This is a genomic window from Sphingomonas sp. PvP018, assembly GCF_017876865.1.
Lineage (GTDB): Bacteria > Pseudomonadota > Alphaproteobacteria > Sphingomonadales > Sphingomonadaceae > Sphingomonas > Sphingomonas aerolata.
This window is the reverse complement of sequence record NZ_JAGIOU010000001.1, coordinates 643,599-655,210: the sequence shown is the minus strand read 5'-3', so window position 1 is coordinate 655,210 and position 11,612 is coordinate 643,599. Positions and strand designations below refer to the sequence as shown.

9 protein-coding genes are annotated in these 11,612 nt (G+C 67.7%); 3 read left to right on the top strand and 6 right to left on the bottom strand.

The window, feature by feature from the left end; genetic code table 11:
* Positions 1-10 precede the first annotated feature (10 nt).
* Complete coding sequence (locus tag J3A66_RS02735) at positions 11-427, bottom strand: globin domain-containing protein (protein ID WP_209566956.1); 417 nt, start codon at positions 425-427, stop codon at positions 11-13.
* Between the two features lie 337 nt (positions 428-764).
* Here J3A66_RS02735 and J3A66_RS02730 point away from each other — a divergent pair, with 337 nt between their 5' ends.
* Positions 765-2,543 (top strand): IlvD/Edd family dehydratase, encoded by a 1,779-nt coding sequence (locus tag J3A66_RS02730; RefSeq protein ID WP_056675738.1) that lies wholly within the window; start codon positions 765-767, stop codon positions 2,541-2,543.
* A gap of 79 nt (positions 2,544-2,622) precedes the next feature.
* Here J3A66_RS02730 and J3A66_RS02725 read toward each other — a convergent pair whose 3' ends face one another.
* From J3A66_RS02725 to J3A66_RS02710, 4 genes are read right to left on the bottom strand one after another with little or no spacing between them, the layout of a single operon-like run.
* Positions 2,623-4,068, bottom strand: a complete 1,446-nt coding sequence (locus J3A66_RS02725) for a sugar porter family MFS transporter (protein WP_209566954.1) — start codon at positions 4,066-4,068, stop codon at positions 2,623-2,625.
* A 55-nt stretch (positions 4,069-4,123) separates the two neighbouring features.
* Positions 4,124-5,002 carry an SMP-30/gluconolactonase/LRE family protein gene (locus J3A66_RS02720; RefSeq protein ID WP_209566952.1) on the bottom strand — a complete coding sequence of 293 codons (879 nt, stop codon included), beginning with the start codon at positions 5,000-5,002 and terminating at the stop codon, positions 4,124-4,126.
* A 3-nt stretch (positions 5,003-5,005) separates the two neighbouring features.
* Entirely contained in the window at positions 5,006-5,818 is an 813-nt protein-coding gene (locus J3A66_RS02715; protein ID WP_192070323.1) for an SDR family oxidoreductase, read from the bottom strand.
* Positions 5,815-6,966, bottom strand: a complete 1,152-nt coding sequence (locus J3A66_RS02710; protein ID WP_209566950.1) for a fumarylacetoacetate hydrolase family protein — start codon at positions 6,964-6,966, stop codon at positions 5,815-5,817. Before J3A66_RS02710 ends, J3A66_RS02715 begins: the two co-directional genes overlap by 4 nt.
* Before the next feature lie 196 nt (positions 6,967-7,162).
* Here J3A66_RS02710 and J3A66_RS02705 point away from each other — a divergent pair, with 196 nt between their 5' ends.
* Positions 7,163-7,498: a hypothetical protein gene (locus tag J3A66_RS02705; RefSeq protein WP_209566948.1), complete on the top strand. Its 336-nt coding sequence runs from the start codon at positions 7,163-7,165 to the stop codon at positions 7,496-7,498.
* Positions 7,499-7,550: 52 nt separating this feature from the next.
* Here J3A66_RS02705 and J3A66_RS02700 read toward each other — a convergent pair whose 3' ends face one another.
* On the bottom strand, positions 7,551-8,861 hold the full coding sequence (locus J3A66_RS02700; RefSeq protein ID WP_209566947.1) for an amidohydrolase family protein: 1,311 nt from the start codon (positions 8,859-8,861) through the stop codon (positions 7,551-7,553).
* A 185-nt stretch (positions 8,862-9,046) separates the two neighbouring features.
* Here J3A66_RS02700 and J3A66_RS02695 point away from each other — a divergent pair, with 185 nt between their 5' ends.
* Complete coding sequence (locus tag J3A66_RS02695; RefSeq protein ID WP_209566944.1) at positions 9,047-11,590, top strand: sulfite reductase flavoprotein subunit alpha; 2,544 nt, start codon at positions 9,047-9,049, stop codon at positions 11,588-11,590.
* Positions 11,591-11,612: the final 22 nt, after the last annotated feature.

Sequence of the window (11,612 nt, the reverse complement as noted above, 5' to 3'; positions counted from 1 at the left end):
TTTGGAGCGGCTAGACGTGGTGCTCGTGGCTTGCTTCGATCATCACCCGCGCGACCAGATCATAGGCGTCCTGCCAGGCCCGGTCGGTATCGGGATCGAAATCCGCGCCGGCGAAATGCGCGACGACATGGCGCAACGCGTCGCCGACGAGGGCATAGTGATGATCCTCGGCGCCATACGCGACATGGCGGCGTCCGAGCGCGGCCAGTTCGGGACGCATCGCGTCGAACGCGGTCAGCCCGGTGACGATCTTGGCTAGCGTCTGCATGAAAAGCCTGCCCTGGACAATGCGGTCGTTCGTGAACAGCGCGCGGGATTCCGGGGCGAGCGCGAAGAGCCGGTCGTAAAAGATCGTCGAGGCCTCGTCCGCCGCGAACAGGATATGGACGAAGCTGTCGCGGACCAGATCGATCTGCCGCGGTGTCACCGGACGAGGTTCACCAGGATCCCAGACGACCGGCGTGGCCCGGGGATGGAGCGTCTGACACGCGGCTCGCCCGACGGCGATCGTGGCGATATGGCATACATGCCTGTGACCTGTCGCATTCCGGCTCTCCCGACCCGCACGATTATGTACCGGTTTCAACAGCTTCACGATCGAGCGTCAATCCGCCATGTTGCACGCGTGTTACAATCGGCGCGAACCTCGAATCGTCGTACGGTGATCCCGTTGCGGCGGCTGTTGCGCCGCGAAGTGTCGCGCCGAGCTTGACTGTTCGGCAGGTAAAGGTAGCGCTATCGGATTGACTTGGAGGAGAGAAGCTTTGGATCGCGTACCGGCTCGGCCGTTTCGTTCGCGCGACTGGTTCGCCGACCCCGCCCGCTCGGACATGACGGCGCTCTATCTCGAACGCTTCATGAACTACGGGCTCACGCCTGCCGAGCTGCGCTGTGGCAAGCCGATTATCGGGATTGCGCAGACCGGCAGCGACCTGTCGCCCTGCAACCGTATCCATGTCGAGCTCGCCAAGCGGACGCGCGACGGGATCATCGCGGCGGGCGGGATCCCGATGGAATTCCCGACGATCCCGATCTTCGAGAATTGCCGTCGCCCGACCGCGGCGCTCGATCGCAATCTTGCCTATATGACGCTGGTCGAGACGCTGTACGGCTATCCGATCGACGCGGTCGTGCTGACCACGGGATGCGACAAGACGACCCCCGCGGGGATCATGGCGGTCTCGACCGTCGACATTCCCGCGATCGTCCTGTCGGGCGGGCCGATGCTCGACGGATGGCATGACGGCGAGCTGGTCGGCTCGGGCACGGTGATCTGGCGCAGTCGGCGCAAGCTGGCCGCGGGCGAGATCGACGAGGAGGAGTTCCTGGCCCGCGCCACCGACAGCGCGCCATCGGCCGGACATTGCAACACGATGGGGACGGCGTCGACGATGAATGCCGTCGCCGAGGCGCTCGGCATGTCGCTGACCGGGTGCGCCGCGATCCCCGCGCCGTACCGCGAACGCGGCCAGATGGCGTTCGAGACCGGACGCCGGATCGTCGACATGGCCTATGAGGATCTGCGCCCGTCGAAAATCCTGACGCGCGAAGCCTTTCTGAACGCGATCCGCGTCGTCAGCGCGATCGGTGGGTCGAGCAACGCGCAGCCGCACATCATGGCGATGGCGCAGCATGCCGGGGTCGCGCTCGACATGAGCGACTGGTCGACGCACGGCTATGATGTGCCGCTGATCGTCAACATGCAGCCGGCGGGCAAGTATCTCGGCGAGCGCTTCCACCGCGCGGGCGGGGTGCCTGCGGTGATGCATGAACTGGCCGAGTCGGGCCTGCTCGACACGAGCTGCCTGACGATCACGGGGCAGAGCCTGGGCGACAATCTGACCGGTCGGGTGACGCGGGACCGCGAGATGATCCGCACGCTTGACGCGCCGCTGATGGAGCATGCCGGGTTCCTGGTGCTCAAGGGCAATCTGTTCGATCATGCGATCATGAAGACGTCGGTGATCTCCGACTCGTTCCGCGCGCGTTATCTGTCGACGCCGGGAGCCGAGAACCGGTTCGAGGCCCGCGCGGTCGTCTTCGACGGATCGGACGATTATCACCACCGCATCAACGACCCCGCGCTGGGGATCGACGAGCGGTGCATCCTGGTGATCCGCGGGTCGGGTCCGATCGGCTGGCCCGGATCTGCCGAGGTGGTCAACATGCAGCCGCCAGACGCCCTGATCCAGCAGGGGATCCTGACGTTGCCGACGCTGGGCGACGGTCGCCAGTCGGGCACGTCGGACAGCCCGTCGATCCTCAACGTGTCACCCGAAAGTGCGGTCGGTGGCGGGCTCGCCTGGCTGCGTGACGGGGATATGATCCGGATCGATCTGGTCGCGGGGACCTGCGACGCGCTGGTCGATGCGGAGGAGATCGCCCGTCGCAAGACCGAGCCAGCGCCGCCGATCCCGCCGAGCAACTCGCCCTGGGAGGAACTGTACCGTGAAAAGACGGGGCAGCTGGCGCAGGGCGGGGTGCTGGACTTTGCGGTCAAGTATCGCGGGATTGCCGCGAAGACGCCGCGGCACAATCACTAGGCGCCGAGCGCGCCACCGATAGGCCGAAATGGGGCGGGCGAGAGGAACACCTCCCGCCCGCCCTTTTTCATGGTCCGGCTCAGCCGGTCATGTCTTCGAGTTCGCGACCCCGGGTCTCGGTGACCGCGGCGCGGACGAAGAAGAACGAGACGAGCGCGGCGATCGCGTAGCCGAGATAGGTGAAGGCCAGCCCCGGGGAGAGGACGAGCGACGGGAAGCTGACCGAGATCAGCGCGTTGGCGATCCACTGCGCGAACCCCGCGACGGCGAGCGCGGAACCGCGGATCTGCGTCGGGAACATCTCGCCCAGCATCACCCACATCACCGGCCCCCAACTGACGTTGAAGAAGATCACGTAGAGATTGGCGGCGACGAGGGCGATCAGCCCGGTATTGCCGGGCAGCGTGACGCCGACGCCCGAGGCGGCGGGCACGGCATTCGAGAAGGCCCAGGCGACGATGCCGAGCGTGACGGTCATGCCGGCCGAGCCGACCAGCAACAGCGGCTTGCGCCCGATCCGGTCGATCAGCGCGATCGTCAGGAGGCAGGCACCGATCGACAGGACGCCCGACAGGATGTTGATCTGGAGCGCATTGTCCTCGGTGAAGCCGACCGCTTCCCAAAGCGTCGCGCCGTAATAGAACACGACGTTGATGCCGACGAGCTGCTGGAACACCGCCAGACCGATCCCCGCCCAGAGGATCGGACGGATCTTGCCGGTGGTCTTGTCGACCAGATCGGACAGCCGCGGCTTGTGATGATCGACCGCGAGCGAAGAGCGGATCTCGGCCACCTTGCGGCGGGCCTCGGCCGCGCCGAACAGGCGGGTCAGCACCACCTCGGCGCGGGCGTCATGACCCTTCACGACGAGATAGCGCGGGCTTTCCGGGATGAAGAACAGCGCGACGAAATAGATCGTCGCGGGGATCACCTGAAGCCAGAACATCCAGCGCCAGGCCTGATACCCGAGCCAGAACTCGGCGGTCGAGCCGCCGGCGAACCGGGCGAGCGCGAAATTCGCGACGAACGCGCCGGTCAGGCCCGAGATGATCATCACCTGCTGGATGCTGGTCAGTCGTCCGCGGATATTGGCCGGTGCGACTTCCGAGATATAGACCGGCGAGGTGACGCTGGCGGCGCCGACGCCGAACCCGCCGATGATCCGCGCGATGATGAACAGCAGCGACGAGTTCGCCGCCCCCGCTGCGAGCGCACTGACGATGAACAGGATCGCGGCCAGCATCATCGTGTTGCGACGGCCGATCACGTCGGACAGCCGGCCCGCCGCGAATGCGCCGACCGACGATCCGACCAGGATCGCGCCGACATTGATGCCGATGCCCAGTCTGCCGAGGTCGAACGCCGCCTCGATCCCCTTTTGCGTGCCGTTGATCACGCCCGAATCATATCCGAACATAAAGCCCCCGATCGTCGCCACCGCGACGATGAGGGCGATCAGCGCGCTGTTGACGCCCCCCATATCGGTGGGTGAGCCCGTGGCCCTGGCTGTAGCCGTGCCGTTCATTAGTGACGTCCTTCCTGATGATGCACGCTCTGTTGGCGTGTTCAAGGTCTAGAGATTAAAGGTCCAAGCTGACCGGCATGACGGGAATGCCGCCAATGTCGGTCCGGAACGTGAAGATGTCGCCCGCGAGCGGTTGCGAGGCGAGGCGCTCGGCTGACAGTCCCTGTCGCGCGGTCGTCGCAAAGGCGGTGCGACCATCGTCCCCGCCCAGCGCGATCTTGGTGACGTTCGAGACGGGAAAGCGCACTTCGTCGGTCATCGTGCCATCGGGCGCGAACCGTCGTGCCGCCCAGCCACCGTAAAAGCCGACCCACACGCCACCGCCGGCATCGCAGATCGCGCCGTCGGGATAGCCCTTGCTCGCGTCGAACTTAAGGAAGGGGCGACCCGCGCCGATCGTGCCGTCGAGACCGATCGGATGCGCGGCGATCGACAGGCCCAGCGTATCGACCAGATAGGCGGTGCGCCCGTCGGGCGAGATGGCGGGGCCGTTGGTGATGACGACGGGCGGTACGGCAGTCCTGCTGACGGCGCCGCGGTGCCACTGGTAGATATGGCCGGTCGGGTGGACTTCCCTGTTGTCCATCGACCCGAACCAGATCCTGCCGGCGGGATCGACCGCTGCGTCGTTGAGGCGATTGTCGGGCAGGTCCGGCTCGATGCCGTTCATCAGCGTGAAGCTGCCGTCGCGCGGATCGAAGCGGTGGAGGCCCTTGGCAAGCCCGGCGACCCACAGGCCGTCCTGCGCAGGCAGGATCCAGCCGACATGCGATGGTGCGTCGAAGCGATCGAGCGCATGCGACACGGGATCATATCGATAGACGCAGGGCGCCTTGATATCGACGAACCACAGCGCCTTGTCGCGCGCCGACCAGACCGGGCCTTCGCCCAGTTCGGCGCCGACCGAGGCGAGCAGACGGGCTTCGCTATCCATGGTTCAGCGCCAGCCCGCATCGATGAAATAATCGTGCCCGGTGCACATCCGCGCATCGTCCGATGCGAGGAACAGCACGAGTGCTGCGACGTCGATCGGCTGGATCCTGCCGTCGAGGCACTGGGCGGCGACGATCTCCGCCTCCCCCTCGGGCGTGTACCATTTCTCCTGGCGCGGCGTCTGGACGTTGCCCGGGACGATCGTGTTGACGCGGATGCCGTCGCGGCCGAGGTCGCGTGCGAGGCCGCGGGTCAGGCCCTCGATCGCTGCCTTGCACGTCTGGTACAGGACCAGATCGGGCAGCGCGAGATGCCAGCTGATCGACCCGAAGTTGAGGATCGTACCGCCGCCGGCGCGCTTCATCGCAGGGACGACGGCCTGGGCTGCAAAGAACTGGTGCCGAAGATTGACGTTCAGCCGCTCGTCCCAATAAGCGGGCGTGACCTCGTCGACGCCGTGCCGGTCGTCATTGCCCGCATTGTTGATCAGGATGTCGATCCCGCCGAGCGCCTGCTCAAGCGTGCCGAAAACGTCCTTAAGCTGATCGATGTCGGTCAGGTCGCAGCGATGATAGATCGGCACATGGGCCGCATCGACCGCGAGGCGTTCGAGCAGCGCCTGGCTGGGTTCGTCGGCGACGTCGACGAACGCGACGCGCGCACCCTGGGCGACGAACGCCTCGACCAGACCCGCGCCGATGCCCGAGCCTCCACCGGTCACGAGGACCCGCTTGCCGGCGAGACTGGGATAGATGGCGCGGCCTTCACCGGCGCTGGTCTGCTGCAACACGGGAGTCTCCGTCTGATCGTAGGTCATGCGTCGAGAAGTTTGCGACGCGCGAGATTGGCCATCAGGCCGCCAATGCCCAGCGTCCATGCGGGCGCATCGCGCGAGGTGGTGACACGGTTGACCAGCGCGCCGAGCTTCGGGTTTGAGATGGTGACGACGTCGCCCATCTTGTGCGTGAAGCCGCGGCCGGGTTCGTCGCGGTCCTTGGTGGGGGCGAAGAGTGTGCCGAGGAACAGGACGAAGCCGTCCGGGTAATGATGTTCGCTCATCGCCTGCGTGACGAGATCGGTCGGGTCGCGGCTGATCTCGCGCATCGAGCTATGCCCGTCGAGCACATAGCCGTCCTCGCCCTCGATCTTGAGCGTCACGTCGCTCGCGCGGACGTCGTCGAGCGAGAAGCCGTCGTCGAACAGGCGGATGAACGGCCCGATCGAGCAGGAGGCGTTATTGTCCTTGGCCTTGCTCAGCAGCAGCGCGGAACGGCCCTCGAAATCGCGCAGATTGACGTCGTTACCGAGCGTCGCGCCGACGATCGCGCCATCTGCATCGACCAGCAGCACGACTTCGGGTTCGGGGTTGTTCCACGTCGAATCGGACCGGATCCCGATCGGGCCACCCCAGCCGACGGTCGAGAGCGTCGGGCTCTTGGTGAAGATCTCCGCATCGGGGCCGATCGCGACCTCGAGATATTGCGACCACATCCCGTCCTCGATCAGCGCCTCTTTCAGCGCCGCCGCCTCGGCCGAGCCCGGCACGACCGAACGGACGCTGCCGCCGATCCGGGCCTCCAGCCGGCCGCGGACTTCGACCGCCTTGGAGGCATCTCCCCGGGCGCGCTCCTCGATGACGCGCTCGATCGCGGACACCGCGAACGTCACGCCGGCGGCCTTGACGCATTGCAGGTCGATCGGGCTCAGCAGGCGCGCAGGCGCATCGACCGCCGCGGACAGGTCGAGCGATTCGAGGGTGCCGAGCGACTGCCCGGCTGCCGTGTCGAACGTGCCGCCCGCGACGAGCGCGGACACGGTCGGTGCGACACGGGACATGTCGAAGACTTCACCGCGGCTTACCAATATCGGCGTGGGGCCGTCGCCGAGATCAACCCGGCCAAGCAGCAGCGCGTTGCGCCAGTCCGCAGGCAACGCCGACAGGACCGGCGCGGCGATATGCGACATCAATTTCCCTCTCCACTCATGTTACCGCTATCGTATAGGCCATTGCCCGATCGTCAAGAGACGCGGACGAGATTGATCGTACAATAGGCTGCCCCGCTTCGGGACGCGCGTCGCGCCGTGGCCAGCGAGCGACGGACTTGTCCCGTTGAGACGCGATCGCGCTTGCCATTCGCGGGCCCGTGCCTACCGTGAACATATGGAAAATATCGCATCGCCGCTCGATCTGCTCACCTCGCTCAAGATCGCCTTTGTCGAGCGTGACGAGGCCGCAGACGCCTTTGACGTGTTCAAGCAGGACGCGATCATGGCGCATGAACCGTCGCCTGCCGACGCACTGGCGATCAGCAGCGACGACGCCGCCGATGCTGCGGCGGGTGAGGTCGATGCGTTCGACGCGGAGGTCCGGGGGCTCCTGGCCGCGGCGTCGGATGCGGATGTGATCGCGGCTTATCGCGCGACGGAGGGCGAGGTCGGCGACCCCGCCGCCGAAGCGCTGCTCGGCGAGATCCGGCGGCGTCAACTGACCGCCTGACCCGCTACGGCGGCGGCGCGCTCGACTTGCAGGGGCCGCCGCGGCGTGACGGTCACTTCGCCGCGACCGCCTTCGCCACGACCCCGCGGTGCATGACGAAATCGACCTGCGTGAGCCGGTTCACGTCGTCGAGCGGGGACCCCCGCACCGCAATGATGTCCGCGGTCTTGCCGGGCGCGAGCGTGCCGATATCGTCCCGCCCAAGCAGATCCGCCGCGCCGCTCGTCGCCGCGGCGATGGCTTGTGCCGGGGTAAGGCCATTTTGCACGAGCAGCGCGAATTCGGTCGCATTGTCGCCGTGCTTCGACACGCCGGTATCCGTACCGAAGGCGACCTTGACGCCGGCCGCATAGGCACGGCGATGGCTGGCGGCCATGGCTGCGGCGGCGGACTCGGCCTTGACGATGGTGGCCGCGGGCAGGGCGCCGCCGCGTGCCTGAGCGAGTGCCGCGACGGGGGCGATCTCGGTCGGCACCAGATAGGCGCCCTTAGCCCTGAAGAGGCGGATGGTCTCGTCGTCGAGAAACGTGCCGTGTTCGATCGAATCGACCCCCGCCTCGAGCGCGGCGCGGGTTCCCTCGGTCGCGTGGCTGTGCGCCGCGACCTTGCGGCCGAGCATGTGCGCGGTGTCGATGATCGCGCGCATCTCGTCCGGGGTCATCGCCCGGCCAAGGCCGCCGCTGACGTTCGACAGCACGCCGCCGGTCGCCGCGAACTTGATGACGCGGGCACCGAGCGCGACCTGTGCCCGGACCGCGCGGCGGCAGTCATCGGGCCCGTTGCAGACATTGACCTCGCGACCATGGACCATATCGGCGAATTCCTCGGCGAGGCCGTTGCCGCCATCGCCGTGCCCGCCGGTGACGGAGATCATCTCGCCGGCATTGGTGATGCTCGGCCCTTCGATCGCGCCCGCATCGATCGCGTCACGCAAAGCACGGATGCCGCGCGGATCGCCGCCAAGGTCGCGAACCGAGGTGAACCCGGCCGCGAGCGTCTGCCGTGCATTGGCGACCGCTGTCATCTCGTCATCGAACCGGTCGCGGGTCATCGCCTCGAGCCGTGCGCGCATCGGGTCGCCGCCGATGCCCCAGAGATGGACATGCATGTCGACCATGCCCGGCATCACGAACGCGGTGCGCAGGTCGACGAGTGTCGCGCCCGCCTCCGGCGCCACGAACCCGTCACGCAGCGCGACGATCTTGCCGTCGCGGACGATGATCGTGGTCGCGCCGCGCGGCGCCTGGCCTGGCCGATCGAGCAGCGTGCCGGCCTGGATATAGGTCACAACCGGTGGCGCCGTTTGCGCGTCGGCCGGAATCGCGGTCGCAGCGGCCAGCGCGACCAGTATCGCGGTTTTCATGTGTCTCTCCCCTTTTGTGCATGCTTGCCGATCCGCGACCTCCGGGCAAGCGTCGATGCGTGACGACGACCGTCCGCCAACACCCGCTCAAAGCTGCACTTGAGAACTAATAGCAATACGTGATAGTGCGGCATCCATGATCTGGGGGGCTGAAGGCAGATGATGATCGTTCGAGACTGCACGCAATGACGCTGCGCCGCGTGCTGTTCCAGATGCACTGGTTCCTGGGGATTACCGCGGGTTTCGTGCTCGCACTGATGGGCGTGACCGGCGCCGCGATGGCGTTCGAGGACGAGATCATGGCGGCGCTCAGCCCGGGGGTGGTGACCCTCGCACCGCTGCCAAGTGGGGCGGGCGATGCGGCAAGGCTGTCGCCCGATGCTCTGGTCCGGGCCGCATCCGCGCAGCGCGGGGGCAAGCGGGTGCAGGATTTGACGATCGCGCGCGATCCCACACTCGCAGCGCAGGTGCGCTTCGCCGCGAAGAAGGGCCAGCGCGGTGGCGAGCGCAGCTATATCGATCCGCGGACCGGCCGGTTGCTCGGCACCGCCACGGGCGCGGGGGTGTTTCGCACGATCGAGAATCTGCATCGCTGGCTCGCGCTGCCGGGCGGACGCAACGGCATCGGCAGCCAGCTGACCGGTCTGTCCGCGCTGGCGCTCGTCTTCTTCGCGGTATCGGGGCTGTATCTGCGCTGGCCGCGCCACCCGCTCGACTGGCGCGCCTGGTTCGTGCTCGATCTGCGCAAGACCGGGCGCAACCTGTACCGTGCGCTTCATGCGGTGATCGGCGGCTGGGTGCTCGTCTTCTATCTGCTGAGTGCAGCGACCGGCCTCTGGTGGTCCTATGACTGGTATCAGCGGGGCGCGCGGTACATGCTGACCGGTACGACCGAGCGGCCGGAACGTGGCGGGCGCGAGGGGCGCGCGCCGGGTGGCCGTCGCGGCGACCGGGGTGAGGTGGCGGAAGAGTCGCGACCGATCGCTCCGGCCTGGGCGGGGTTCCAGCGAAGTGAGGGCGCGCGTTTCGACCGGGTGACAATCACGGTCCCGCAGGGCGCGGCACCGGTGACGATGCGGATGGTGCCGATCGGCGCGCGGTCCGACCGGATGACCGACGAACTCCGCTTCGATGCGCGGAGCGGCGCGCTGACCAAGACGAAGCGCTATGCCGATCGCGGCGTTGGCGAGACGATCGCGACCAGCATCTATCCGCTCCACACGGGGGCATTCTTCGGTCTGCCCGGACGAATCGCGCTGTTCCTGACGAGCTTGACGATGCCGCTGTTCACGGTCACCGGCCTGCTGCTGTATCTCGGCCGCCGGCGGACCAAGCGGGCGCTGGCGGCGGTCGCGGTTCCTGCCTCGGCCGACAACGGGGGGGCGGACCGACCCGGCGTGCTGGTCGTCCACGCGTCGCAGACCGGCACTGCCGAGCGTCTCGCACGCCTCAGCGCTGCGGCGTTCCCGAATGCTGCGATCCAGCCGCTGGCGACGGTGTCGCCGGCGGATCTCCGCGATGCCGGCACCGTCCTGTTCGTCGTGGCGACCTATGGCGAGGGCGATGCGCCGGACACCGCCCGGGCGTTCGAGCGCCGCGTCATGGCCGCGCCGGCCGATCTCGACGGCGTCCGCTACGCGGTGCTGGCGCTGGGCGACCACGAATATCCCGACTATTGCGCCTTTGGTCAGCGCGTCGATGCGTGGCTGCATGCCAGCGGGGCGCAGCGCCTGTTCGACCGGATCGAGCTCGATGCGGCCGATGCGGACGGCGAACGCCAGTGGCAGCAACAGCTTCACGCGATCGGCGCGGATCCGGCGCAGCCCGACTGGCAGCCGGCGGACTATGCCGCCTGGCCGCTGGTCGCACGGACATGGCTCAATCCCGACAGCCCGGGCACGCCGATGTACCGGGTCGAGCTCGGCATCCCCGCGGGCACGCGCTGGGCACCGGGCGCGATCGCCGAGATCGAGCCGCGTCACGATCCGGCCCGCGTCGCGCGGTTCCTGGCCGATTGCGGGATCGTCGATGACGGCCGGGTCGCGGTCGCCCTCACCAAGGCGACGCTGCCCGATCCGGCGACCTTCGAGGCAGGGGGGCGGGATCCGCTGGTGCTGCCGCCGCTTGCGCACCGCGAATATTCGGTCGCGTCGCTGCCGGAGTCGGGCCGCGTCGAGCTGCTCGTGCGGCAATGTCCCGCAGCCGATGGCGGGCTCGGAATCGGCTCGGGGTGGCTGACGGAAGTGGCGTCGATCGGTGATCCTATCGCCATACGGCTTCGCGCCAATCCGGGGTTTGCGACACCGATGGATCCGGCGACCCCGCTCGTGCTGATCGGCAACGGCACCGGCCTCGCCGGGTTGATGGCGCATCTTCGCGAGCGGGCACGGACCGGCGGCGCGCCCGCCTGGCTGCTCTATGGCGAACGCAGCAGCGCGTTTGATCGCCCGCTCGCCGCCGAACTCGATGCGCTGCAGGCCGCGGGTACGCTCGAGCGGATCGACCGCGCCTTCTCGCGCGATGCGGGCTGCGGGCGCTATGTCCAGGCGCTGGTCGCGGAACAAGCCGACCGGATGCTCGACTGGGCGGACCGGGGGGCGGCGATCTATGTCTGCGGCAGTCTCGTCGGGATGGCAGGCGCAGTCGATGCCGAACTCCGGATCATCCTCGGCGACGACCGGGTCGAGGCGATGAGCGAGGCCGGGCTGTACCGCCGCGACATCTACTGATCGCCGTCGCCCTCAGCGCCGG